Source organism: Thalassotalea litorea (assembly GCF_005843925.1).
GTDB lineage: Bacteria > Pseudomonadota > Gammaproteobacteria > Enterobacterales > Alteromonadaceae > Thalassotalea_A > Thalassotalea_A litorea_A.
Genome location: NZ_VCBC01000008.1, coordinates 21671 through 47551, shown reverse-complemented (window position 1 = coordinate 47551; position 25881 = coordinate 21671). Strand labels below are relative to the sequence as shown.

General features: G+C 38.2%; 22 protein-coding genes and 1 pseudogene. 1 reads left to right on the top strand and 22 read right to left on the bottom strand.

Annotated features, from left to right (window positions below):
* Positions 1 to 192 precede the first annotated feature (192 nt).
* Both FE810_RS09135 and FE810_RS09130 read right to left on the bottom strand, forming a co-directional pair.
* Positions 193 to 867, bottom strand: coding sequence for an excalibur calcium-binding domain-containing protein (locus tag FE810_RS09135; protein ID WP_171022319.1), 675 nt, complete (start codon positions 865 to 867; stop codon positions 193 to 195).
* Positions 868 to 1186: 319 nt separating this feature from the next.
* A complete protein-coding gene (locus tag FE810_RS09130) occupies positions 1187 to 2866 on the bottom strand; it encodes a zinc-ribbon domain-containing protein (protein ID WP_138319749.1) in 1680 nt (559 codons plus the stop codon).
* Positions 2867 to 3305: 439 nt separating this feature from the next.
* Here FE810_RS09130 and FE810_RS09125 point away from each other — a divergent pair, with 439 nt between their 5' ends.
* Complete coding sequence (locus tag FE810_RS09125) at positions 3306 to 3950, top strand: PEP-CTERM sorting domain-containing protein (protein ID WP_138319748.1); 645 nt, start codon at positions 3306 to 3308, stop codon at positions 3948 to 3950.
* A 252-nt stretch (positions 3951 to 4202) separates the two neighbouring features.
* Here the strand turns inward: FE810_RS09125 and FE810_RS09120 are convergent, their stop codons facing one another.
* From FE810_RS09120 to FE810_RS09025, 20 genes and pseudogenes are all read right to left on the bottom strand, one after another.
* On the bottom strand, positions 4203 to 5624 hold the full coding sequence (locus FE810_RS09120; RefSeq protein WP_138319747.1) for an undecaprenyl-phosphate glucose phosphotransferase: 1422 nt from the start codon (positions 5622 to 5624) through the stop codon (positions 4203 to 4205).
* A gap of 221 nt (positions 5625 to 5845) precedes the next feature.
* Complete coding sequence (locus tag FE810_RS09115) at positions 5846 to 7255, bottom strand: phosphohexomutase domain-containing protein (protein WP_138319746.1); 1410 nt, start codon at positions 7253 to 7255, stop codon at positions 5846 to 5848.
* Between the two features lie 145 nt (positions 7256 to 7400).
* Positions 7401 to 7733, bottom strand: a complete 333-nt coding sequence (locus FE810_RS09110; RefSeq protein WP_138319745.1) for a four helix bundle protein — start codon at positions 7731 to 7733, stop codon at positions 7401 to 7403.
* Between the two features lie 120 nt (positions 7734 to 7853).
* The gene (locus FE810_RS09105; protein ID WP_138319744.1) at positions 7854 to 9347 is read right to left on the bottom strand and encodes a mannose-1-phosphate guanylyltransferase/mannose-6-phosphate isomerase; all 1494 of its coding nucleotides are present in this window, start codon (positions 9345 to 9347) and stop codon (positions 7854 to 7856) included.
* A 339-nt stretch (positions 9348 to 9686) separates the two neighbouring features.
* Positions 9687 to 10256: a GDP-mannose mannosyl hydrolase gene (locus tag FE810_RS09100; RefSeq protein WP_138319743.1), complete on the bottom strand. Its 570-nt coding sequence runs from the start codon at positions 10254 to 10256 to the stop codon at positions 9687 to 9689.
* A 116-nt stretch (positions 10257 to 10372) separates the two neighbouring features.
* The gene (fcl, locus tag FE810_RS09095) at positions 10373 to 11347 is read right to left on the bottom strand and encodes a GDP-L-fucose synthase (RefSeq protein WP_138319742.1); all 975 of its coding nucleotides are present in this window, start codon (positions 11345 to 11347) and stop codon (positions 10373 to 10375) included.
* A 293-nt stretch (positions 11348 to 11640) separates the two neighbouring features.
* A pseudogene (locus FE810_RS09090) lies at positions 11641 to 12011 on the bottom strand (GxxExxY protein).
* A 485-nt stretch (positions 12012 to 12496) separates the two neighbouring features.
* Positions 12497 to 13618 (bottom strand): GDP-mannose 4,6-dehydratase, encoded by a 1122-nt coding sequence (gmd, locus tag FE810_RS09085; RefSeq protein WP_138319741.1) that lies wholly within the window; start codon positions 13616 to 13618, stop codon positions 12497 to 12499.
* A 42-nt stretch (positions 13619 to 13660) separates the two neighbouring features.
* Positions 13661 to 14446 (bottom strand): WecB/TagA/CpsF family glycosyltransferase, encoded by a 786-nt coding sequence (locus FE810_RS09080; protein ID WP_138319740.1) that lies wholly within the window; start codon positions 14444 to 14446, stop codon positions 13661 to 13663.
* The gene (locus FE810_RS09075) at positions 14427 to 15605 is read right to left on the bottom strand and encodes a glycosyltransferase family 4 protein (protein WP_138319739.1); all 1179 of its coding nucleotides are present in this window, start codon (positions 15603 to 15605) and stop codon (positions 14427 to 14429) included. Before FE810_RS09075 ends, FE810_RS09080 begins: the two co-directional genes overlap by 20 nt.
* On the bottom strand, positions 15583 to 16782 hold the full coding sequence (locus FE810_RS09070; protein ID WP_138319738.1) for a glycosyltransferase family 4 protein: 1200 nt from the start codon (positions 16780 to 16782) through the stop codon (positions 15583 to 15585). Before FE810_RS09070 ends, FE810_RS09075 begins: the two co-directional genes overlap by 23 nt.
* Positions 16779 to 17789 (bottom strand): hypothetical protein, encoded by a 1011-nt coding sequence (locus FE810_RS09065; protein WP_138319737.1) that lies wholly within the window; start codon positions 17787 to 17789, stop codon positions 16779 to 16781. The genes FE810_RS09070 and FE810_RS09065 overlap by 4 nt, the downstream gene beginning before the upstream one ends.
* The gene (locus FE810_RS09060; protein ID WP_171022318.1) at positions 17770 to 19005 is read right to left on the bottom strand and encodes a dTMP kinase; all 1236 of its coding nucleotides are present in this window, start codon (positions 19003 to 19005) and stop codon (positions 17770 to 17772) included. The genes FE810_RS09065 and FE810_RS09060 overlap by 20 nt, the downstream gene beginning before the upstream one ends.
* 75 nt (positions 19006 to 19080) lie before the next feature.
* Complete coding sequence (locus FE810_RS09055; RefSeq protein WP_138319735.1) at positions 19081 to 20217, bottom strand: glycosyltransferase; 1137 nt, start codon at positions 20215 to 20217, stop codon at positions 19081 to 19083.
* Positions 20207 to 21073, bottom strand: a complete 867-nt coding sequence (locus tag FE810_RS09050) for a glycosyltransferase family 2 protein (protein WP_171022317.1) — start codon at positions 21071 to 21073, stop codon at positions 20207 to 20209. The genes FE810_RS09055 and FE810_RS09050 overlap by 11 nt, the downstream gene beginning before the upstream one ends.
* Positions 21074 to 21663: 590 nt before the next feature.
* A complete protein-coding gene (locus tag FE810_RS09045; protein ID WP_138319733.1) occupies positions 21664 to 22977 on the bottom strand; it encodes a hypothetical protein in 1314 nt (437 codons plus the stop codon).
* Positions 22938 to 23543, bottom strand: a complete 606-nt coding sequence (locus FE810_RS09040; protein WP_138319732.1) for an acyltransferase — start codon at positions 23541 to 23543, stop codon at positions 22938 to 22940. Before FE810_RS09040 ends, FE810_RS09045 begins: the two co-directional genes overlap by 40 nt.
* Positions 23540 to 24214, bottom strand: a complete 675-nt coding sequence (locus FE810_RS17265; protein WP_281278328.1) for a CatB-related O-acetyltransferase — start codon at positions 24212 to 24214, stop codon at positions 23540 to 23542. Before FE810_RS17265 ends, FE810_RS09040 begins: the two co-directional genes overlap by 4 nt.
* A gap of 40 nt (positions 24215 to 24254) precedes the next feature.
* Positions 24255 to 25211 (bottom strand): hypothetical protein, encoded by a 957-nt coding sequence (locus tag FE810_RS09030; RefSeq protein WP_138319731.1) that lies wholly within the window; start codon positions 25209 to 25211, stop codon positions 24255 to 24257.
* A 21-nt stretch (positions 25212 to 25232) separates the two neighbouring features.
* Positions 25233 to 25871, bottom strand: coding sequence for a sulfotransferase (locus FE810_RS09025; protein ID WP_138319730.1), 639 nt, complete (start codon positions 25869 to 25871; stop codon positions 25233 to 25235).
* Positions 25872 to 25881: the final 10 nt, after the last annotated feature.

Sequence of the window (25881 nt, the reverse complement as noted above, 5' to 3'; positions counted from 1 at the left end):
CTGGTGTCAAGCCACGCTCTTGCCTTAGTCACCTTTAGACACCTTGACACCCTTAGGCACCGGTTCTTTTTTTTCACCTTTAGACACCGTTGTTTTTTTACACCGTCGCTTTTCTCACAGTTGCTTTAGCAAAAGCCCCTGAAACCAAAACCCTAGAGAGCCCTGAAAAGCAGTTTTAATCAGCGACCGCTGTTAAAACTGCCTTTCGCACGGTATCCCATCATTATCACCATCCATCTTGGTATTCGGGCAATGGCGGATAAAAAACAGGGCTTCTTCATAGGAGCGCATTTGTGAGCAATGCTGGCGACCATCGCATGTAAATTCCGGTTCATCAAATATTGAACGTTGAGCTTGCCGTGGTTTGCGTGGTTTAGCCGGTTGAGTGTCCGGCGATATTGCCAATTGTTTTTCTAATTGGGTTGGCGCATCGCTAACGGTAGTTGTGCCACCGCCCAAATAAAGCTGATAGGCATCAATTGCAACAAATACCAACGCAAGAAAAATGATAGAACGAACAGTGCGAGCGAATCTACTATCTGACTTACCCGAGTAACTGCGCCTATGTCGCGTATGTTGCTTATGTTGCTTATGTTGCTTATGATGATTGCCTCGAGGCTTTGTTGATTTCGCCACCACCCCTTCTATACGCCCGGAAGAGGCTCGAAGCTTACCTCCCGCTTCCTCAATTACTGTAACGTGAACATAGTCGCCTTGTTTCGGCTCGCGGCTCATGTGTTTTAACAGGCTAATATGGAGAAACACATCTCTTGGTAATTCATCGACATTAACAAAGCCAAAGCCTTTATCTTCATTCCATGTTTTTATTTTGCCACGGTAAGTTTTCTGGCTATCAATTCCGTTCATTACTGCTTCCATTTACATAAATCGGTAGGACTTTGTGATATTAACATGAAAAGAAATCCGTTCGAATCCGGATATTAATCAATAATTCTTACTTAGGCAGTGAAATATTATGCCAAAGAGTTCAAGAAAATTGCACGGTTCAGGACTTGACCCCGTATATCCACCCCTTCATTTCCAGCCACGACTGGAAATCAAAGCCTTAATTCTCGTTAAACAATCTCCTCTTTACTGCGCCCTTTAATCGAAAAAAGCCCAACCATAAAGTTGAGCTTTTCTCTTGCACGGATCAAGATCTGACCCCATTCAACACGATTCAATATCAGTCCTCGTTCTCTTTGCTTTGGTAATAGGCCCAGAAGTAACCACCTGCCTTTGGCCTCTGGCCTTTACATACCATACTAATATTCGAGCTATTAATATTCAGTTTCCTCGATGCGTCTGATATCGAGATAAAAGTCCTTAACACCTTGCCTGAGTCGGGATCTACCATATTTACTGCTTTACACTTTGCTCGAGTTGCTTTTTCAATACCGCATAGAGGGCAACCTGTCCCACTTGTTCTTTTGGAAATCGAAGCTTTGTAAACATTTCTGCAATTAGAACATTCCCACCAGGCTTTAAAGTCCGTTCCTCGTTGAAAATGTTCAGGTTGTTGCTTTCCATTCTTAGTGGGGTGCCACTCTTTAGCTATTTCAGGGTAAAGATATTTTAAAGACTTGGTTTTTAGGTCTGTTTTATACTGCAAAATTTCAGGCCTATCCCTTTCGATATCTATATCTACTGGGCAACGCAGCAACCAGGTGCTTGAGTAATTAATATGCCTCAAGAGTTCATCGAGCACTTCCTCTAAGTTTTTAGGTTCATAAAGCCTATCCATTCCAAACATTCTGTCTGCAATATTTGAGGGAAATTCTGGCATCTTTTCCCTGAGCCTGATTAGCTTTATTCCCTGCTGTTTACAAATTTGATACTTCCGCTCTTCCCGTTTTCTTGTATATTTTTTATGCCAAGCTTCACCATCATATTCGATCGCCAATTTAATCGACGGTATATAGATATCTAATTCCATTCGTTCGAGGAAATCCGCGGTATAACGATTTAAAGCATCAGGGTAAAGTTTCTTGATATAAAAATAAGTTGCTTGTTCAGCAAAAGAAGTCTGCCTACCATCATTACATTTGGGGCATTCCGTTCCATGTGCTCTATGGAGAATCGTGGCTTGATATTCATGACGATGTGGGCAAAGCCACCACACTTTCTTACCACTGCCGTACGTCACGTCGTTAGTTGTCAATTCATTTTTTATTGGATGCCATTCCTTTGCTAAATGTGGGTGCGTTGTAACGAGATCATTCTTACCTACAACTACCACTTTATTGGCACATGAAGGGCACCCTCGGCCATTAACTCTATTATTGATTTTAGCTGACCAACTATGGCTGCAGGTTAAACAAACCCACCATGCGTATTTATTACTTTGTGGTTTAACATCAGATGGGCATATTGCACCATTCTTTTTATTGTCCCACTCCCTGGAAATGTCTGGATATTCTAATTCTAAATTGCAGCTTTCAAGTTGTTTAGCACTCTTACAATCATTACAGCCAATATAACTTTTGATACTTTTTTTAATTTTGTTTCCACACTCATGGCAACGCCAGTTAGCTTGATACCTCGCTCCCTTCGCGAACATATTTGGCAATAATCTACCATTTCCATCAGGGTCCCAATCTCGTGCGATAACGGGATGGGTGTTAGCAATACTATCTTCTTCGTTAAAACTTAGCCTCCTACTAGCAGAACAGTTGCGACATCTAGTTTTTTTGACAGTCCGGTGATAGATTGCAGTTTTCCATTTGTTGTTACATAAGTAACAAATCCAGGAAGCTTGTTTGTTGCTGCCAATGACGAGCTCAGCAGGATTTAACTGGTGATTTTCCTCGAAATCCCACTCCTTCATTAATTCAATTTCGTCAATCAAGTATCGCTTTGCTTTCACTTTTCAAATCCCTTTTAAGACCGTACCTTTATCTTACATTGGGGTTACAGGTATTCGCGGGTAACTACTCTACATGGTCAATTGAACCTACTTACTTTCGCGTTCAATTTCAAATGTAAATTTATGCCGATTTCAGAAACGAAAAAAGCCCAACCGAAAGGTTGAGGTTTCTGCACGGTTCAAGACCCGACCAAGTATAGTGATCTGAAACCTGAGCCCTGAAACCTATAAGAGTAAATTGATCAATTTACTCTTTTATTTGTCAGCTTTTTTTACAAATATTGAATTTTTTGGATTTACGTTTTTAGGAAGGATTTCGTAAAGAATTGATGTTTGGAGTGTATTTGGGAAAAATTTATTGATTGGCGCGATTTATGCACTGATCACGACATGCAATTTTGCATACTGTCCATGCAGTCGATTTTACGAGGTAACTATCATGGCAAGAATACTATCTTTACTCAAAATAAGCTTTGTAATGCTGTTATTAAGCTTACCCATTGCGGCAAATGCCGAACTAATCAAACTGTTAGATTTCACAGAAACCGCTGAAGAAGATGAAGGGCCTATACCAAGTCCATTCACTTTTGAAAATCTATTAGGAATTGAGGGCTTTAATGTAACTTTCACTACCAATACTGGTGCTAATCACTGGTTAGATGCCGGTTCAGGTTTGGGCATTTGTCCGTTGGATGATTGTAATGCTAATTATGAAGATAATATTAACGCGGGAGAAGGCCTGACGTTCGAATTCACCCTTGGTGGTTCGCCTTTTGCGGTTGAGGACTTTACCATGTTTTTTGTCGGTCATGATAACGAGGGAGGTGTTGTTGATTCAACAATATTGAATTATGGTGAATTTCCACAAGGCATAAATAGTCAAAATAATTTTTGGATGTATCGAAGAGTAACGGACATTTTTACTTTTACAGTCACCTCTGGTGAGCTGTACTTGGGCTCCATCTGGATTGACGATGGTTTGGTACCTCCACAAGGAATTCCGGAGCCTGGAAATATATTATTATTCTTAACTGGCATGGCAGGTTTACTATTAGCACGAAAAAAACGAGGCGAAAATATCTAAACAAAGGTTGTGAGTAGTGAGAGATAAGACGAAAGTTTTCTTCCCTTCTAACGCATCACAAGCATAAAAAACCAGCTCAATTGAGCTGGTTTTATTTTTTTGTAAAAGAAAATGCATCGTAGTTTGCATCGCAACACCTACACTTTAACACTTACATCTTAATACTTTGAACTCACAACTTTGTCTCACCACTTTCATCTTATTTCTTTGAACTCACAACTTTTATTTACTTATAAGAATTAATGCTAAACATTAGTACGCATTCTTATTTATAAACCCCTTGAAGATAGTCAAAAAGATAATTTTAATATCCCAATAGGTAGACCAGTTATTGATATAATCGAGATCGTAATCGATTCGTTTTTGCATTTTATCTATAGTATCAGTTTCTCCGCGCCAACCGTTAATTTGTGCCCAACCGGTAATGCCGGGTTTTACTTTATGGCGCAACATATAACCATCGATTAATCGACGATATTCTTCATTATGCGCCACCGCATGTGGTCGCGGTCCAACGATAGACATTGAGCCTTGTAAAACGTTAATAAATTGCGGAAGCTCATCCAAAGACGTCTGCCTTAAAAATGAACCAAGTGGGGTTATGCGCGAATCACCTTTTTGCGCTTGTTTAACGCTAGTTCCATCATCACCCACCGCACCGCTACCATGCACCTTCATTGAGCGGAATTTCCACACATTTATCGGCCTACCGTCAATACCATAACGGTTTTGTTTAAAAAACACCGGACCGGGAGACGTTAATTTAATAGCCAAAGCAATGATGGCAATAATAGGAGAAATCAGTAACAAAATAACACTGGCTAAAATAATATCCTGTGTCCGCTTTAATAAACGGTTGGTCCCTTCCATTGGGGTATCATAAATGGATATTACCGGCATACCATTTAAATGGCCCATGCGAGCATTTAACAATTCGAACGAGAACATATCCGGCACAAAGACAACTGAGCAAGTGGTATCAGCTAATTCCGCCACAATTTTTTTAATAAACACATCATGGCGCATTGAAAGGGCAATATAGACACGGTCAATTTTAAGGCGTTTCGCATCATGAATTAGATCTTCCGAGTTGCCAACCACCTCGAGGGTTTCACCACCAATTTCCATAGCACCTGTACGAACATCATCATAAAACGCTGCGACTTTTAATCCTAACCCAGGCGATGTGATGATATTCTCTGCGAGTTTTCGTCCCGTATCCCCTGCCCCTATAATCACAGCCGTTCTCTGGTTATAGCCATTGCGTCTCATAAAACGGAGAAACTGCCGCAATGTAATTCTGGAAATAGCGAAATACACCATCTGGCTGATAAACCAAATCAACATGGCTTTATCGTAAGCTGTTGATGATTCCACCAGAGTATAAAAACAACTAAAGGCTAAAGCAAAGCTAACCAGCCAATACTTAACACACTTAACCACCTCATTTATGGTGCTTTCACCACGCATTGAAAGGTATAGGCCACGAAAGCTAGCGATAAACTGAAAACTCATGGCAGCCACTAACGTAGCTAAAATAAACCTCAGGTCTAAGGAAAATTGGTCGGTTAGGTAGGTGGCCAATAAAAAACTAGCAGGTATCGATGCAATATCGATGAGTTGATTGACAAGCGTGATTAATGAGGAGTGACTTTGAAGAATACCGTGTTTCATAACTACTGTACTTCTTTTTTATTATCTCAAATCTACAATATAAAAATTAACGGGCAAGAACAAGAAAAGCAGGATAAAAATAGGGAGGGATAAGGAGAAGGTTGTGAGTGAAAAGGTGAAGGTTATGCGGGATAAGATGAAAGTAACTTGATACTTTGACCTTGACGCCTAAACATCTTGACTCCTTGAACTATGGTCCTTGCCCCCTTGACTCCTGTTCCTTACCCTCTAAGAACCTTTAATATCTCTTTTGTTTTCTCTTCCATCAAAGCAACGTTCGCTTTAGATTCTACATTTAATCTGACTACAGGTTCTGTGTTCGATGAACGAAGGTTAAAACGCCACTCACCATTTTCCGTTCTCAATTCCATAGCAATGCCATCGGTTTTATCGACACGATGAGCATCACGCTGGTAAATATCTCTTACCCGTTGAATCGAAGATTTTGGGTCAACTAATTTTGAATTAATTTCTCCAGATGAGGGATATTTAGCGATACGTTCGCTTACCAAAGATGACAATGTTTTATTTTTTACTGAAAGTAACTCTGCAACCAATAACCAAGGGATCATCCCTGAATCGCAATAGCCAAAATCACGAAAGTAATGGTGCGCACTCATTTCACCACCATAAATGGCATTCTCAGCACGCATCCGCTCTTTAATAAACGCATGACCCGTTTTACTCTGAATCGCCTCACCACCAGCAGCTTCCACCAAATCAATGGTATTCCAAGTTAACCGCGGGTCATGAATGATTTTCTCCTTGACTCCTTGCTCCCTTGACTCCTGTTGCAGAAACGCTTCAGCCAGCAACCCTACGATGTAATACCCTTCAATAAACTGACCTTTTTCATCAAACAAGAAGCAACGGTCAAAATCACCATCCCAGGCAATGCCCATATCGGCATTATGTTCAATTACTGCATTGGCAGTATCTTCTCGACATTCTGGCAATAAGGGGTTAGGAATACCATTAGGGAATTTTCCATCGGGCTTATGATGGACTTTGATAAACTCAATTTCAGCACCAGTAGCCTTTAGCGCACTTTCAATCGCATCGAGCGCAGGCCCTGCCGCCCCATTACCGGAATTGACAACCAGCTTTAACGGCTTCAGTTTTTTAACATCAATAAATTCCAGCATATGCTGCGCATATTCCGCTTTTAAATTCCGGGTCAGATAGGTTCCACGTACAGAAGATGATGGTGCTTTCATCTCACCACTCACTACTTTCTCAGCGGTTTGCTTGATAGCCAGCAACCCTGTATCACCTGAAATAGGTTTCGAATCTTCTCGCACCAATTTCATACCATTGTAATCCATCGGGTTATGAGACGCGGTAACTTCGATACCACCACAAACGCCTAGATGACGCGTTGCAAAATAAATCTCTTCTGTACCTGTCATCCCTAAATCAATAACATCAACCCCTTCATCCTGCAAACCACAAGCAAGCGCTAGCTTCAATCGCTCAGATGTCAGGCGAATATCTCCACCAACAACCACGGATTTAGGTTTAATTTCCAACGCGAAAGCACGACCAATGGCATAGGCAATGTCTTCGTTGAGTTCGTCCCCTAACTTGCCGCGGATGTCGTAGGCTTTGAAACAGGTTAATTTTTTTTGCACGGTACACCTTTAAAAATTAAGTTGTGAGATAAAAGGGATAAGATGAAAGTGCTTTATCATCGGTGCTACCTATTTCTCACGTTTATTCTTTGACTTGTCGTGGTCAAGCAATTGGCCACAGTTTTAATACTTATATATTCTTTCGTTATGCGTTTATCAGGCCTTGAAGCATTTTAGATATCTTTATTGAACTAGCTTTTAGCATTTCACCATCGTGTTTGGAAATGTAGTTAATATCAATAGCTACATATAACTGCGATCTAAGCTCCGCTGATGAGGCTTTAGCGTAATAAAGAAAGTTGATTTTGTCTTTTATAGAAAAGCGCTCATATCCTTCAGCGATATTCGATGATATTGAGAGAGCAGAGCGCGTAATTTGGTCTTTAAAACCGAAATCCCTGTAATTAGCCATTAATTTATAAATGGCTACCGTTAAATGGTGAGACTCTTTCCATACAGCTAAATCTTCGAATTGCACCCTAACCTCCTTGTTGGATAAATTGAATTCGAAGTTAAGTGTAGATAACAATAAAGATAAAAGTTCCAACGGAAAAGATGGAAGTAAGTTTATTCTTTCATCTCACTACTCACCACTTTTTTAGACGCGCCCGTAACGGTCCTCAAACCTTACAATATCATCTTCCCCTAAATAGCTACCGCTTTGCACTTCGATAAGTTCAAGGGGTAAAACGCCTGGATTTTCCAGGGCATGGACGACACCCGCGGGGATATAGGTGGATTGGTTTTCTGTTAAAAGAAATACTTCATCACCATTGGTTACTTTGGCGGTTCCGGAGACTACGATCCAGTGTTCGGCACGGTGATGATGCATTTGGATGGAAAGTTTTTCACCAGGTTTTACGGTGATTCGTTTCACCTGATCCCGTGAGCCAAAATCGATTGAATCATAATGGCCCCAAGGGCGATACACCTGGCGGTGTAAATTCGCTTCGGTTCGGCCTTTGCTATTGATTTGTTGAACAATTTTTTTAACGTCTTGCACTTTATCTTTATTAGCAACAAGCACGGCATCTTTGGTTTGTACGATAACTGTATTTTCAAGCCCTACGGTTGCCACTAACTTATTTTCAGCAATAACCAGATTGTTTTTTGAGTCGTGATTTAGCACATCTCCTTGATGTACATTACCATTGCTATCTTTATCAGAAATATCCCAAATTGCCGAAAAACTACCGATATCATTCCAGGAAGCATCTAAAGGAACCACAACTGCTGCATCGGAGTCCTCAGCCGAACAAATAGGTTCCATAACGGCATAATCTACCGATTCATCGGGACAAGACTCAAATGCTTTTTTGTCTACACGAATAAAATCCATATCACTCGAAGTATCTTTTAACGACGCTTCACAAGCATTTAAAATATCAGGTCGGAATTTACCTAGCTCTTCGATATAGCGGCTCGCCTTAAACATAAACATACCGCTGTTCCAGAGATACTCACCAGAAGTAAGGTATTCTTTAGCTGTTGGTAAGTCCGGTTTTTCAACGAAGGAGCCTACAGAGTAGGCATCAAGGGATTCAAGGGCCTCGGCGTCAAGGGATTCAAGGCCGTTGGTCAAGGTAGAGTCAGGACCTTTCATCTCACCACTTACCACTTTCCCCTTTCTTATATATCCGTACCCGGTTTCAGCATGGGTTGGTACTATGCCAAAGGTTACAAGTTTACCAGCTTCTGCCTGCTCTAAACCTGTATTCACGACAGACTGGAACTTATCTATGTCGCCGATAACATGATCCGCTGCCAACACCAGTAGCACAGGATCGTTGCCTTGTTGAATTTCTGACAATGCAGCTAAAGCTATGGCAGGTGCAGTATTTCTGCCTACGGGCTCTAGGATGATTTGCCCTAATTTATCGATTTCTCGTAACTGTTCGGCCACAATAAATCGATGTTCTTCATTACAAATCGTTACCGGTTCAAAGGCGACCAGGCCATCCAGGCGCTTAACCGTTTCCTGAATCATGGTGAAGTCAGAAGAGATTTTTAAAAATTGTTTGGGAAATAGTTTTCGGCTCATTGGCCACAGGCGGCTTCCATTACCGCCAGCCATAATGACAGGTTTTAGCATAATCGTTCTTCTTGTTAGTTAATTAGGTGTCAAGGTATCAAGGTTTTACAATTCAAGGCCTCAAAGTGTCAGAGCTTTTTAGCCCGACATTTCAAGACTTATCGCTAGGTTTACAGTCAAGGGTTAGGCTAAAAGGGTTAAGTCTGAAATTCAATAATTGTCGACCAGGCTAAAACTCTTGCCCCCTTGATTCCTTGATTCCTTGATTCCTATTCTTATTCTCTGTTCTCAAAATACCACTTGCTGTGTTGATGTACAAAGCGTTTCCTTTTTAACTGGAGGAAACGAGTAGTAAGATGAAAGTGGTAAGGTGAAAGACGAGCACTTTCTTCTTACCATTTATTTCTTATCACTTATCGTGAAGTTGTTTTCTTGCTTAGGATCAAAATACCATTTGCTGTGTTGGTGTACGTCCCTTGTGGAAAGTAACTCATCAACGCTTAAAAACTGGTATTTACTGTGCTGTTGGTTTGGGAGATCCGCAAGCTTTATTTCTAAGGTAATTTCGTAAGCTAATACCACGTAGTGGGTACTTGTTGTTTCTTGGCTTTTCTCGTTTAAACTCGAATTAGTATCAAAAACACAATCATCATAGAAGTGTTGATACACTCCAATAAATCTTGCACTTTCAAAACCTTGATAGCCCCCCCCTTGAGCCCTTGAAGATTCATCTCCTTGATTCTTTTCCACCTTGACACCTAATTCCGCTTCAACCAATCTTTCGAATGCGGAATCAATGCTCTCATCTTTTACGATTCTGCCGCCAGGAACAAACCAATATCCCTGCGCAGGTCGATTATTGCGATAACCGAGCAACGCCTCACCAGACTGATTTCTAACGATAAGATCGATTGAGACCAGTGGGGTTGATGCGATTACAGTGTTAAACGTTTTTGAATCTAAGAACATTATAGTCAGGGCCTTAACGTCGAGGGGTCAAGGGGTCAAGGATCGAGCGACGATAATTAATTTCGATTAATCGAATATTTCTTGATGCCTTGAATTTCATCCTTGTTTCTTGAAGCCTACTTACGTAGGCCCTTTTCATTTTGCAAAAACCACTGATACGTCATTGTTAAGCCGTCTTTAAGTGTGGTTCTGGCTTTGTATCCAAGTGATTCCAGGCGAGAGACATCCATAAGTTTTCTTGGTGTCCCGTCTGGTTTGGTTGTATCGAATACCAGTTCGCCTTCAAAACCGATCACTTGTTTTAAGGTTTCGGCGAGTTCGCGTATTGTGCAATCAACACCCGTACCGACATTAATGTGCGACATCATTGGCGATGTCTGAGCTTCGTAGGTTTCTTTGTCTAATTCCAAAACATGGATAGATGCAGCGGCCATATCATCGACATGGAGAAACTCGCGCATAGGCTTACCCGTGCCCCAGACAACCACTTCGCTATCACCGCGCAGTTTTGCTTCATGAAAACGACGCATCATGGCTGGAATTACATGGGAGTTTTCTGGATGGAAATTATCATTTTCACCATATAGATTTGTTGGCATAACAGAACGGTAGTCGACGCCATACTGGCGGTTATAACTTTCACAAAGTTTTATACCGGCAATCTTGGCAACTGCGTAGGGTTCATTAGTTGGCTCAAGATAGCCTTTTAGTAACTCTTCTTCTTTCATTGGCTGTTCTGCCAATTTCGGATAAATACAAGAAGAACCTAAGAAACAAAGCTTTTTCACGCCAGCGGCATACGCCTGATGAATGATATTGGCTTCTATCATCAGATTTTCGTAAATAAATTCTGCAGGGTATATATTATTTGCGTGGATACCGCCGACTTTAGCCGCGGCTAAATAGACCTGATCAATCTGCTCCGTTTCAAAGAAAGCTTTAACGTCCGCTTGTGACGTTAAATCAAGCTCGCTTCGACTACGAGTGATGATTTCGTAACCGCCTTTAGCTTCCAGTTTGCGAACGATTGCTGAACCAACCATCCCTCGATGGCCAGCTACAAATACGCGAATGTTTTTTTTATTTTCCATTTTTAAAACCTTTTAATTACCACAGAGTCACCGAGGTAGAATCGGGACGCGGGAACTATCTATTCCTTTAATAACCACAGAGACACCGAGATAAAAAAGAGAGACTCTAATTATGTGTTTGTTTATTACCACAGAGGCATCGAGATAAAAAGGAGACTCTAATTATGTGTTTGTTAATTACCACTGAGGTACCGAGAATTACTTTTTGTTTCATTACCACCGAGACACCGAGATAAAAATGAGAAAAGCGAGTGTTCTGTTGTTATGTAGATAGAGTGCACGAGAAAGAGAGATCAAATGCTTACGCGTTTAATTCCATTTGTAAGTTTTGTTACATTGAAATTTATCAATAAGCCGGTCTTAATTTGTGAGAGTTTCAAGTAAGTGGTTATTGCGCTGTATGAATAGGTAATAACGTATCAACAGCCTTTAGCTCAACAATCAGTTTTCCAGGTAATAATATATCAAGTCGGTAGTTAGCATCGATGGCAACATTCTTGTATGCGATTGGCAAAACAACCTGATTTTTTGCAATGATGCCCGCTTGATTTAATTCGTACATCAAACATTGTTCATAACTTGATTCCAATAATCCTGGCCCAAGTGTTTTATGAACCTCGATAGCACACCCGATTACCTTTTGTGTCAGGAAATCCGTTCCCATAACCACTCCCTTGCTTAATTCTCATTCAACACTCATGGCACCCAAACAACAGCTAATGCCTTAAATCATTACTCAAAATTCTCTGTGCTCTCTGTGGTAAATATAATTACCCTACCCTCTGTATTCTCTGTGGTAAATATAATTAACCATCCTCGGAGTACACTGCGATATTACCAATTGTCCTAATCTCTGTGTGCTCTGTGGTGAACTTTCTTCACAATATCTTCAGCGTTCTCTGTGGTAAATATAATTATCCATCCTCGGAGTTCACTGCGATATCAAAATTGCCCTAATCTCTGTGTTCTCTGTGGTGAGCTATCTTCAGTGCTCTCCGTGGTAAAACTTAATAACGTAACTTCTCTACAGTGAAATCTGTTATTCGTTTGCTATTGAGTTAATTACTTACTCTGTGTTCTCTGTGGTGAGCTATCTTCAGTGCTCTCCGTAGTAAAACTTAATAACGTAAGTTCTCTGTGGTAGAAATATTATTCAACCGCGATAGAAACATCATGCCCATGGGCTTTCAACAACGCATGGCGCTTAGCGATGTCCAGATCAGAGTTAACCATTTCCGCACACATTTCTTCAACAGTGATCTCTGGCACCCAGCCTAGCTTTTCTTTCGCTTTAGTAGGGTCACCAAGTAGGGTTTCGACTTCAGCTGGACGGTAATAACGCGGATCAACACGAACAATAACGTCACCAACATTTAACGCCGTAACTTTATCACCAGTGATTTTTGCAACGGTCGCGACTTCCTGCTCGCCTTCGCCTGAAAACTCTAATTCAATACCCAATTCTTTTGCGGATAAGCGCACAAATTCGCGAACCGATATTTGCTTACCTGTAGCGATAACAAAATCTTCTGCGATATCCTGCTGAAGCATCATCCATTGCATACGTACATAATCTTTAGCATGGCCCCAGTCACGAAGCGCATCCATATTACCTAGGTAAAGGCACTGCTCTAGACCTTGGGAGATATTTGCTAAAGCGCGAGTGATTTTACGGGTAACAAAAGTTTCACCACGGCGCGGTGATTCGTGATTAAATAAAATACCATTACAGGCATACATGCCATAGGCTTCACGGTAATTCACTGTGATCCAATAAGCATACATTTTTGCTACGGCATAAGGCGAACGCGGGTGAAATGGTGTTGTTTCTTTTTGAGGTATTTCTTGAACTAGGCCATAAAGCTCAGATGTAGATGCCTGATAAAATTTCGTTTTCTTTTCTAGGCCCAAAAAGCGAATCGCTTCAAGTAATCGTAATGTCCCCATCGCGTCTACATCAGCGGTGTATTCGGGAGATTCGAACGATACCGCAACATGAGATTGAGCACCTAGATTGTAAACCTCATCCGGGCACACTTCTTTCAAAATGCGAGTCAAATTAGATGTGTCAGTCAAATCGCCATAATGTAAGAAAAACTTAGGGTCTTGCTCATGCCTATCTTGATAAATATGATCTACACGTTCGGTATTAAAGGATGATGAACGGCGCTTAATCCCATGCACCTCATAACCTTTTTCCAATAAAAGCTCTGCTAAATACGAGCCATCCTGGCCCGTAACTCCCGTAATAAGGGCGACTCTATTTGTCATACTTTTTTCTTCCTTTATGTTTAATCTTATCGACATCGTGAATTAATCAATATCGCATCTATTCGTTAATTTGTGTTGAACTAACTGTTTAGTAAAGTGATATAAAAATCGTGGATTTTGCTTTAAATATCTTTTCCACAACCTGCGTGGTTCCGAGCACAGTCTAAATAGCCACTCAAAACCAAGATATTGTATCCAAGTTGGCGCGTGTTTCTTACTTCCCGCAATAAAATCAAAGGCGGCACCTACTCCCAACATCACACAGTTCAATGATTCTTTATTTGATGCCATCCATTTTTCCTGCTTAGGGCAACCAATGCCTACAAAAAGTATATTGACTTTACAATCGTTTATATGATCCACCACAGCTTTATTTTCTTCTTCTGTTAATGCCCGAAACGGTGGGGAATACTTGTAAGTGACCTGGATACTCGGAAAACTTTCTTTTAGTTTTATGACAACTCTTTCGAGTAGTAGATCCGAGCTTCCTCCATAAAACCCGATATTTAAATTTTTCTCTCCGGAAGATGCACATAAAGCATTCATTATATCCTGGCCTCGGACCTGTTCAGCTCGATTACTACCCAACAATTTCTGTGCCCAAGAAATGGGCCTACCATCAGGAATAACCATATCTGCGGAATTAACTATATTCTTAAAAGTCAAATCATCAAACGTCTCCATACACATATGAACATTAGACACGCAAACGTAAGCTCCCTTGCGCGCAAACGAAAGTTCGTGAATTAGAGTCAGACTCCCCTCTAAATTAACAACATCAACCTCCATTTCAATTACTTTATTCGATTCAAGCATTTCGAGACTCACTTATTGCTTCATGATATACATCAATCAACATCTGGTAATTTTTATCTGGCGTATACTTACTTAAATATTCTTGTCTCGCATTAACTCCCATTTGACGGCATTTTTTAGAGTTAGCAATCATCCAATTAACTTTATGGACAAGATCTTCTGAGTTTCCGGCCTCAAAATGTACCCCAGCATGTCCAGGCTGAACAATTTCCTCCATACTACCTAGCTTTGAAACGATAGCTGGAGTGCCACAAGCGAAGGATTCAACCAAAACCATAGGGAACCCTTCATACCAAGTTGAAGGCATTACAATAAAACTAGCTTTACTCATTAACTCTAATACGTCTGCTTTATTTTTTACTCCTAAAAATTCCACTCTGGAATTTGCTGCAGCTTCAACACAGCTTTGTAGAGGCCCTTTACCAACTATTTTTAATGGGAAATTGATACTATTTCCAGCCCAGGCCTGCAATAATGTGGTTACACCTTTTTCTTCACTCAATCTGCCAACAAATAATGCGTATTCCGGTTCCCTCGACTTTTCTTTACTTTCTTGAAATTCTCTCTCTATGAAGTTTGGTTTCACACAAATTTTACTTTCAGGCCATCCGGCCTCTATGAATTTCTCTTTTGAAAATCTAGTTAAAGCAATAAACCTATCAACTTTCTTATCCCATGTGCCAATGAGTTTATTACACTCAACCATAGCTACTAGCGATATCGTGCCGATATAAGAGCCTTTATAAATCTTCCTAGGAATTGTCCACCATGAATTTTTTTTTACACTTGTTTCATTAATTTTTCCGTCCACCATTAGCAACGCGGTGGGGCAAACAGCCCTGTAGTTATGTAACGTGTGAACAACAGGTACCTTTGCACGTTTTGCGGCAAAAAAAATTGAAGGGGTTAACTTAGGAAAATAATTGTGAATATGAATCACGTCTGGTTTTTCTCTATTAAAATATTTATACAAGCTCCAATATTTTAATAGAGAAAATGGAGCGCCAATTGCGGTTATTATCTTTGTTCCTATTGAATCTATATTCTTATTTGCCAAAATGAAAGATGTTACTTCGTGGCCATGTTTTTCCAGTAAACGCTTTTCACAGTCAAAAACCTCGTCCTCCCCTCCCCGCTCGAGGTAGGAATTATGAACAATTAATATTTTCATAAACCCCCTCTGAAAGTTTATCCCAACTATGTCGCTTGGCCTCCATAAAAGCTCCTTTACTTAATTTTTTCAACGTCGACTCATCAAGTTTACAAAGCTGTTCCTTTAACCTTTTGATCGCCTGGAGGTCACATATGTTATCAATATTAACTTTTAAACCACAACTTTCGTTAACAATAGTTCCCGGCCCTCCTATATTAAAACAAATAACTGGAGTGCCAAAGCTTAGAGCTTCCAATACAACCATCCCGCCAGAATCTCTCAAACTAGGAAACAATAAAACATCGTTTTTTTGATACAATAAAGGAAGTTCGTCTTGTGCAACCCAATTGACCCACTCTAGCTTTGAAGTTATGTTTAGTTCAGATGCTAGAATTTGAAGTTTTTCTTTCTCTTCGCCTTTACCGACCAGAGTAAACTTCGCATTTGGTTTTACTTTTAAAAACTCAGCGAATGCCCGTAACGCAAGGTGTATTCCTTTCAAATAAATAAAATTACCTACATATAAAATTCTTAATTTTTTTTCAGCAGCTCTTTCTACAGGAAAAGAATCGCTTGTATCAACGCCTATGGCTAACTTCACCTCAGCTTCCTTTTGATAGCGTCTGGGCAGCAGTTGTTTCGTCTCTTCTGAAGTAACAAATATTTTATTCGCACTTTTGAAGGTTAGTCTCATAAATGGGTCATATTTCACAAGTCCATTTATGCAATCTCTAATTTTTTCTCGTCCCGTTGCTCTTATACTCATACCCGCTCTCTGTAATTTAGGTATTGATTCGCCTCCTGCTACAGGCCCAAATACAAACGGGACATTAAGGGCCCCCAAAAAACTCGGTTGCCTGATACTTACAAAAGTGACATGGTGGATTACATCGTATTGCTCCTCTACGACTAATTTTTTTGCGATTTTATATATACAAAGTTGCCACAAGAAATAGTAAAGGTGAACTCCTCTATTCCCTTTTTTCCATTTCTTCAGAAGCTCAGGCAAATCGTAGTAAATAAACTTCACATTCGTTAATTTGCTAGCTTGCTCAATACTTTCTTTGTTATTTAGCCGAGTAATTACAGTTACGTCATGGCCCTTTAAACCTAACTCTTTTGCCCAATTCCAACCTACTCCGGGTTCAGATCCCCGATTGGGCTCACAGGCATATGCAGAAATTAATATTTTCATTTTTCTACTAACATATTTAAAAGTGACGTTTCAAATGCAAAATTTTCTTCTAATTTGCATTTACGAACAATTTCAATTCCTAAAAAAACGGAAAAAAGTGAATCAAACTCTTCTACCTTGAGAGCATGGACTAAATTTTTAATTAGTTCAGAACCACGTAGATTGTTGATTAGAGTTCCTTGCTGATAGTAAAACTTAAATAAATCCATATGTTCTAGTCCATTTTCAACGAAAAACTCAAAGTCTAAAGGAATTATCTTCCCATTCGACTCTATAACATTCCAAGGCGCAAAATCGCCATGTTCAAAGGCTAATCTATAACTTAAATCAGCCTTCTCTAGCATTAACAAAATTTTATCGTGAACTTCAATTAAAGATAAAGATTTTAGATCTGACAGTACACCTAGGGCTCGTGGGTGTAGCTGCAATTTCGCTTCATTTTCCCTTAGCAATTTCCCAGCAATTACCTCAGCATAGCCGTTTGATTTTCTTATCACTTTCCCATCCAAAGGTTTCAAGAGTATGTAAGGTGTATTTTCATAAAAGCCAGTATGTAAAACATTTTCCACTATCCCTATTTCTGAAAAAATTTTGTAGGCTTTTATCTCATTGTGTAAATGCTTTATTCCAGTCTCATTGAGTGGAAACTTAATATACCCGACAATTTCTGATCTTTTATTCTGCAGCTGAATGACTACTTTATCTTTACTTGTTGCAAAGTAGATCGACGATATGAAGCTTTCACCTAGCTCATACTCTAAGAATTTAATAAAATCTGAGGTGTTACTTTCTCTCGTTAAGAATATCCTTAAAACACTATCGGGTATTAAAATGATGAGCCAATAACATACAAATTTTAGTACCCGAGCTTTTAAACTGAATGGATTGTACAACTTGAATGAATTTTTAAGGTTAACTGAAGAATCTACAGCTAATTTGACTCTCGGTTTTTTAATACTTGGAAGGCTGAGGTAAAGGTTTTTGGAATTAAACTCTGTACCTATCATTCATTCTCTCCATCATTATTATTTTTATTTCTTTAGTTATATCTTCCGGTGAGTTATTGGCATCAATAACATGATAGCTGTCATCAACTGCGAGTTCTCGATAAGCTCTTATTTGCCTTCTCAATTCCTCATACTCGATTTCTTGCTTCCTTGAGTAGATAACATTTGCATCACTGATCAAGATGAAACAAATATCAGGCTTAGGAATAAAGTTTTTAAAAAACTTTGCAAAGATTAAATTCGCCCCATACCTGTAACGTTTATTATCCGCTATAATATCGTCATAAAATCGGTCAAAAATGACAAGTGACGACCTAATTTTTAAAGGAAAAATGTTTCGTATCCAACCAAAATTATAGATAAAGACAAAGTAAAATAATTTCAAAATAGACTTTGGTGCACCATAGCACGGCGAATTATGCGGATTTAAAACTGGTGCAACTGTCCTCTCCCCCTTTGTCAATTTAGGCCTTAAATGAAAGTAGCTACGGCGCCTAAACGGTAAGATCTGGTCTTCCAACTTTGAAATAATTGTTGACTTCCCAGCACCATCAGGTCCTAAAAAACTAATAATAAGGCCAGTTGGATTTGTAGCTCGCTTGAACAACCTTGGAAATTCATTTAAAGATAATTTTGTGTTTCGAGAAGATTCAAAATCTCGAAGACATTTTTCTTGATTCTGTTCTAGGGTTTTAAAATGAGCGTTTTTAAAGGCAGCAATAATAACTCCGAAACTTCCACGGAAGTGTCGTTCTATCTGAGCATTACATAAATTTTCATTTTCAGAGTATAGCTCTCTCAATAAGTCAAAAGTCTTCTTATGGAGTTGCCTCTTTTCCATTTTTTTTACAAAATAAAATATGAATTCGATATCAGGTGCCAATGTTGAAATGCCGTTACGAAAAACCCGCCTTCGAAATATTTCACCTTCATTTGCAAATTCAATGCTCTTTCTTTCTAAAACCCCGTATAAATCTAAATTCAAAATCTGATCTGTATTTGGGTCATATATAAAGAAATTTTTTGCGAACGGCCCCTGATGATAGCATTGGACAATTTTATAGTCATTTTGATTAGCAAAGTCTCTCAATATCTCATCAATGAGAAAGAAATCATTCTTTTTGAACAAAATATCATGATCGTGCTCATTATTATCAAATTTACTTAAATCTTGGTAACCATTAGTAAAACAATAATTAATTTGCTTTTTATCCAAGAACTTTACAAAGGTTAAAATCATATGGAGTAATATACTTTTAGTTTTTAAAATGAGTTGCGTTTGCAATAGTTATTAAAACATTTTTGATTCGGTGGAAACCATACTAATCAATTGATGTAAAGACTCAATTGAATTCTGGAAACTTATTGGCATCAAAGAATTTTTAGTTGTTTTAAAATCGGTGGTTTCTAAAATATTATAGATTGCATTTTTTACTTCCTTTAAGTTTTGAGGTTTTACTACATAACCATTTTCTCCATTATTAATTAATTCAGATGCACCAGCGTATTTACTACAAACAACAGGCGTTCCAGATAACAGGGCTTCATTCACTACAGCGCCATAAGGCTCAAACCTACTAAGCAATACAAAGCAAAGCGACATCTTATACCAAGCAAGAAGTTCCTCTCCTTCATATCTTCCTACAAACAAAACCTTTTCTTCAACGTTCAACTTTTTAGCTAACTCTTTAAGCTCAAATTCCTGGGGTCCGCCCCCCACAAGTACCAGCTTTAAGTCATGTTTGACATTACAGACACCTTGAAATACTTTTAGTAGCAAATCTAGTCCTTTCTCAGGGGAAAGTCTTCCAACGTAAAGAAGCAACTTGTCGTTTTCTAGATTAAATTTTCGGCGATGAGCCAAAATAAAGTCCGAAGTATTATTTAGTTTTGAGGTAAATATGCGCTCATCAGGCAAATTTGAGCACACTGCTATATTTTGATTTGCAACGCCAAATTGACTATACCAAGTTTTCACATTTTTTGAGTAAACAATAAGACCATCTGCAGCTTTCATGACTAGCCTTCGAGCTACTTTTCTTAACCCCTTAGTTTGCTCTGATATTCGTGCATTGTCTGCAGTCCATACAATGAAGCCCCATTTACTAAATATTCTAAGGAAAGATATGAATATACTCGATAAAGAATATTCCATTGATATAACGACATCAGGTTTATAGCTTTTAATTTCTCGTAGTATGCCGAATCTTAAATATCTACTTCCCAATTTAACACCCGAGGTTAAATAACCGTATTTACAGTTTAATTGAGATGTTAACTCACCTTGATTGAAAGACTGGTTAGCCAAGTTTTTCTGAAAAAAAACAACTTTAAGTTCATATAGTTCGTTCAATTCATTAAACAAGTCAATTCTATAGGGAGCTAAAGCAGGATGGAAAATTAACAGTCTTATTTTCTTATTTTTCACGCATCTTAACCCAAACTGAAGGAAACCACTTACGAATCAAACTTTTTGACCAGAACAAAGGCCACAATATTCCTCCATGTTCGCGAGTATAATAAAGCCACTCATTTATTGGTGGTAAAGCAACTGGCCCTTCGAGCATTCTTATTCTGCTTTTAACTGTAAGTTGACTATCTCGGCAGGTCCCTTCAACTTTATTATTAGAGCATGCCCCGTATACCCCGGGAGCAACCAGACATTGAAAACCAGCCTTTTGAGCTCTCAATCCATAATCATAGTCTCCCAAACCGTGAGTATAAACCTCCTTTATGTTCCCCAGTTTATCTGCAACTATTTTTGGAATAAGTACCAAGTTCCCATTGATCAAATCACAAGGGAGACAGACTGTACGATCAGGTAAGACCATTTTTACTTTCGATAGGCTGAACTTTGAAGCCCTTACCTTACCGCCATATGTAATCTGACCTGTATTAGGATCTTCCATGCTTCCCAATAGAATTCCCGAACACCCTTTTTCAACTAATTTCCTTCCCTGCACAAGCAAGCGATATAACGAGTCTTCATAAATTAGAGCATCATCATTCAGCCATAAGTAAAAGTCCGGCCCCCATTTCATTGCCTCTTTAAAAGCTAAACGCATACCGCCGGACCAAAACAGGGCGCCATTGCCGCTTAAAACGTTGACATTATCAAATAACTTTCCGACTTCCTCTCCAGTTCCATCGCTTCCATCATCAACTAAGAATATTTGATAGTTATAACCTTCAATTTGCTTTTGCTTTTCAATTTTTTTCAAACAATCAATAGTTAAGTCTTTTCTATTAAAGCATGTAAGGAGTATTGCAATTTTTTTCTTCATATATTTCACCATAACCTCGAAAATCTAATGCGTCTTCCTATTAATATTTGCTGCATCGAATTCTTAAATTCACGTTCATATATAGATCTAAACGCTTTTTAAAAAGATATTCCAACCAAAAAACATATCAATATAAAACTCAGGTTAAATCGAGTAATTTCTTCTACCCAGGCATAGCACCACCTAATCGTTCACCTTGGGCGCTAAATCACCTTCACTAAATGCATCGGACAAGTTCATCTAACCAAAAGACATGAATCAAAACAAGCGGAAGAGCTCAAAACCTCCTCGTAAAGAGAGGTTCTCGTGTACAAAATCAAACGCTTCTCCTTTAATCCCCCATATCTTTCAATGGTATGTTCGACGTATTCATTACCTAATTATTCAACAATTTGAAAAATACTGAATATAATGGTAACTCTCAAAGCAAAAAAGGAGTAAAAACAAAACTACTTGCATTACATGGGATAAGTTAATGGATAAAAGCCGTTTGAATAAAATAGAGAACTGAAATCGACGGGAAGGAAAATTTAATAGAGTTACTTCGAGCCATGAGTACAAAAATGTTCACAGTTACAAAAGCCCTTCGGTTAAGCCTTAGCACTATAGCTTTTGAGTTTTCCATTAAAAATACTTTTAACCCAAACCTTAAATTCAAGATCGGTCATTTCTCGAAATTGTACGGAGTAACACATTCCAATCATTATCCAAAGTAAAATATAGGTTAAACTAAAAATGGTAAAATCTTCCACCCACGCATAACACCAACGAAAAGCTATGAAAACTCCGAGAATTTGACAATAATAATTATTGGATTTATTTATTGCATAATACGATGCGAAGTAAAATATAAATGCGTAAACTAGAACACCGACCAGCCCTAACCAAGTATAAATATTTAATATTGACACTTCATTACTTAACCTTTCGCCCCGATTGTTTAGATCTTCATGTCCAAAGTGGGCACTAATAGTTCCCCTAGCGGGACTTCTGCCGAATATCCACGAATTGTAATATTCTGAGGTGCTTAAAGCTTCAACATATAAAAATGTTCTCGTATCAGATAATAGGTTTTCTTCTTTTTCGTGTCCGTCTTCATCGAGTTTTAATGTCGTAAATGAACCTTTTATATAATCTTCCATCTTAAAAACATTGAAGTCGCCTTGAATCGCCAACGTTAATAAAATTGGTGGTAGGAAGAAAAAAGTAATTCTAATAAAATTTAAAGATTTTGTGCCAAGTATGTTTTTAAAATAAAATATAAAACAAAGGCAAAGTGGAACGAAAAATTTAATCACATTGCTTCTAGCTCCTAGGTCAGCAGTAAAAACAATCAATATCAAAGCTATCATTAGCGCCTTAGTTTTGATACTTAGAGCTGAATAGAATAATGTTATTAAAGTAACCGGGACCAAATAATAACCAAAGGCAACTTTGGGTAAAATTGGCAGCAGGGCAACTAAAACAACTAAACCATACTTAAAATATGTCGTAAGAAGCCTTTTAACTAGGTCTTTATTGGTTCCTAAGTATGCTAACACAGGCACGAGCAATGGCAGCGAATTATTAATTAACCCTTTAAAGTCCCAATAAGTATCACTAATCAGAAGCCCTCTCATAAAGTTTATTAAGACGAGAAGGATATAAAACTGAATCAATTTCATTAATGCAGATTGCTTTTTAGCTACAAAATACTTTATTGACACTAAGGCAAGTAATAAAAAGCAGGTTTGATAAAACCACCAAAACGCCGTATTTCCCAAAGTCAAGTTAGATTCAAATTGAATAGCACTTACCACCGACCTAACTGCGGCTACAACAAAAAAAAACGCTAACACTTTGGCAAAAAATAACTGCTTGGTCATTATATTTTTTTCACAAACCTCGCAGGGTTGCCAGCCCATACTTCTCGGGGTGGAACATTTTTTGTGACAACAGAGCATGCACCTATGACAGCACCCTCTCCTATTTCAACGCCTTTTAAAATAGTTGAGTGTCCTCCGATAAAAACATTATCATGAATCAAAACAGGTTTTAATATTGCATTCTTTCTATCAAGTTCAGTGTCATTCCGAATGCTGGGATCGATAGAGTGAAAATCCGTGTCGTAAATAACAACATTTCCACCAATAATAACATTATTACCGATCATTATTTCATGATTGCATATGATCGCACTACAACTTATACCCACATTTTCTTTAATCGTAAGTTTACCTTCAACCCAAAATGTTGATTTTTGCTGCCGGCCTATGATGTTGTGGTTTTCGCCGCTATTTACCCTAAAATTATCTCCGATACTGCATTTTCCTCTTCTAGTTATAACTACCTTTAGAAAACCTCTTACGCGCAAAGCAGAACCATACTTTACACCATTCAAAAAAAATTTAATTTTTGCCATTGGTGTGTATATTGGCGTAATTGAGAACCGGCAAGCCTTTCTTATGGCTTTATAGCTATTTGCAATCATTTCAATCTATTCCTCTCTATAGATTCCAAAACTTCTTCGATCGGCAAATCCCACCACTTTAACTTTAATAATTCGTTTATTCTCTCTTTTTCAAAGCGATAAGAATTAATTTTAGCCGGCACTCCAGTTACGATAGCATAGGGAGGCACGTCTTTAGTTACTACAGCATTTGCGGCAATTATTGCGCCATCACCGATTTTCACTCCATCCAAAATAATTGCTCGCGCCCCTATCCAAACATCATTGCCAATGGTTACTCTGCTATATTCATCAAACTCTAAATCTTCATTAACAATATTTAATTTAAAAGTGTTTTTGACCCGATAGAATAATGGAGATGTGGTAAAATAGTCCTTAGGGTGCATACCAAGACCAATAAAAACATCATTTGCTATTGAGCAATAAGCTCCAACTTTTGCATATTGGATAACTGAGTTTCTACCTACATAACTATAATTTTTAATTTCTGATTTATTTATAATTGTATTCTGAAGAATATGACAATTTTCCGCTATAGTTGAATTTCGGTCTATGCAACATGATTTATCTATAATTGAGCTCTTAAACCTATATCTGTTTTCGATATCTCTAGCACCACTATTTGCAATATCTTTGATTCTACTGACCAATCCTATGGGAAAAAGTAGCAACCTTAAAATTTTTATAATCATTAATATTCTAATCAAGTTCAGTTCGGATTTAACGCTGTTCTTACCAATAACAAGCGTTTTCAACTTTTTCCGCATCCAAAGGTTTTAAGTTTTTCCCCGGCCTAATCCAGTGTTCATTGAATAGGTTCTTGTAAGGCCAAACTATATAGTCCTCCCATCGATTTCCTTTAATACCAAACAACAATTGCGTAACACCACCAAGGTGAATAGCCTTTTTCCCCTTTCTTTTAGCATGGGCAGCGAGAGGAAAACCATAAGCTCCACAACCTAAAATACAAATATCATAATCGGTAGCTTCCATCTGTGATTTCATATGTTCTAATGCTTCAAACCAATCTATAAACTCTGTTTTCTCACCAGCTATACTTTGAACTGCTTTAATAGTTTTAAGTTCAAATTCTGGCAATAAATCATTATCGAATAATAATTTTCTATTTTTGTACTGTGATTTTATTGCTTCAGCAAAAGGGTGAATTACTAAAACTTTCTTTCCTGTTAATGCTCTAGTCCAAGGCGCCGCAGTGAAAAAAGGTTCAAGGTCCTCTAACACAACCCGCTTAGCGTTAGCTAACTGTTTAGATAAATACTTTTCATCATTTAACCATGAACCTAAAATATCTACTTCACATATGTCAGTTAACATTAATTCACAAAACTCTTCTAATTTTTCTTCTTTCGCAGGGAAAAAACCAGACCAGTTTTGCATTTGATCCAACGTCGATTTTTCCCACCACCAAGGGAAAGACTTACCTTTTATATAATCAATTACACTTCGAGTACTTTTAACTCCAATATAATTCGTAACAGCAAGCATTTCAGTAGAACCTATTCTACCAATCATACACGGGGACTCTCTAACTAAGGTGTTATATATTAAATCATTGGAATATTGCTTCTGTGAAAACAACTTCCAATTTCTAAGTTCTGTTCCATTGGAGGAAATTCTGGAATACGTCTTACGTAATCCCTTTAGTGTGATTCTTTGTATTGATTTCATTGAGATTCCGAAATTTTCAAACTACCGCAATGGTACGTCAGATTTAACTCTATGATTTGCAAATGGATACTTAAGATTTTTTTCATTTTCTATTTTTAAGAAATCACAAATCAGTTCTTCTTTATTTAAATCATTCGTGCGAATAACCAATAGTCTAGAAGGGTCATTATCCGTAAAAAATTTAATAACCTGCTCCTGATGATTTTTATAAATTTCGATTATAGAGCTTTTATTATGTGATCCTACAATCTCATCACCATAGAATATTTTTTTTACTTTACTTGGGCCATCTTTTGTAGAAGTATTAGCCAAAGAAAGAAACCATTGCTCTGCATCAGCTCTTAAAGTCAATATAAACTTAGCATCTGGATATTTGTAAAACAACGATTCGTATTTAACAGGCCAGGGCCAATCTTCATGCATATCAAACATATCAGCTTCATGAAAAAGTGCTTCATCGTTAGCTAGAAAGTCCTTTATTTTTTCCGCAGTATAAACTTCAGTGGAGTGTGAGAAGCCAAGAGTATGACAAAAAACACCAAGCGATGTTGTCCCTGTTTTATTCAAACCAATACCAAAGACCTTAGATTTATTGCTAATGTATTTATTAAAATATTTTAAAAAAAAATTATGAAACCTTCTTTTCATTTTATTTATCATATAATTCTTT

Bases quoted from the DNA above. Each gene is read 5' to 3' on its own strand.
- FE810_RS09120 (WP_138319747.1), bottom strand. From the start codon at position 5,624: ATGAAACACGGTATTCTTCAAAGTCACTCCTCATTAATCACGCTTGTC.
- FE810_RS09100 (WP_138319743.1), bottom strand. From the start codon at position 10,256: ATGTTCTTAGATTCAAAAACGTTTAACACTGTAATCGCATCAACCCCA.
- gmd (WP_138319741.1), bottom strand. From the start codon at position 13,618: ATGACAAATAGAGTCGCCCTTATTACGGGAGTTACGGGCCAGGATGGC.
- FE810_RS09135 (WP_171022319.1), bottom strand. From the start codon at position 867: ATGAACGGAATTGATAGCCAGAAAACTTACCGTGGCAAAATAAAAACA.
- FE810_RS09045 (WP_138319733.1), bottom strand. From the start codon at position 22,977: ATGGGCTGGCAACCCTGCGAGGTTTGTGAAAAAAATATAATGACCAAG.
- FE810_RS17265 (WP_281278328.1), bottom strand. From the start codon at position 24,214: ATGATTATAAAAATTTTAAGGTTGCTACTTTTTCCCATAGGATTGGTC.
- FE810_RS09065 (WP_138319737.1), bottom strand. From the start codon at position 17,789: ATGATAGGTACAGAGTTTAATTCCAAAAACCTTTACCTCAGCCTTCCA.
- FE810_RS09050 (WP_171022317.1), bottom strand. From the start codon at position 21,073: ATGAAGAAAAAAATTGCAATACTCCTTACATGCTTTAATAGAAAAGAC.
- FE810_RS09125 (WP_138319748.1), top strand. From the start codon at position 3,306: ATGGCAAGAATACTATCTTTACTCAAAATAAGCTTTGTAATGCTGTTA.
- FE810_RS09075 (WP_138319739.1), bottom strand. From the start codon at position 15,605: ATGAAAATATTAATTGTTCATAATTCCTACCTCGAGCGGGGAGGGGAG.
- FE810_RS09040 (WP_138319732.1), bottom strand. From the start codon at position 23,543: ATGATTGCAAATAGCTATAAAGCCATAAGAAAGGCTTGCCGGTTCTCA.
- FE810_RS09105 (WP_138319744.1), bottom strand. From the start codon at position 9,347: ATGCTAAAACCTGTCATTATGGCTGGCGGTAATGGAAGCCGCCTGTGG.
- FE810_RS09030 (WP_138319731.1), bottom strand. From the start codon at position 25,211: ATGAAATCAATACAAAGAATCACACTAAAGGGATTACGTAAGACGTAT.
- fcl (WP_138319742.1), bottom strand. From the start codon at position 11,347: ATGGAAAATAAAAAAAACATTCGCGTATTTGTAGCTGGCCATCGAGGG.
- FE810_RS09025 (WP_138319730.1), bottom strand. From the start codon at position 25,871: ATGATAAATAAAATGAAAAGAAGGTTTCATAATTTTTTTTTAAAATAT.
- FE810_RS09070 (WP_138319738.1), bottom strand. From the start codon at position 16,782: ATGAAAATATTAATTTCTGCATATGCCTGTGAGCCCAATCGGGGATCT.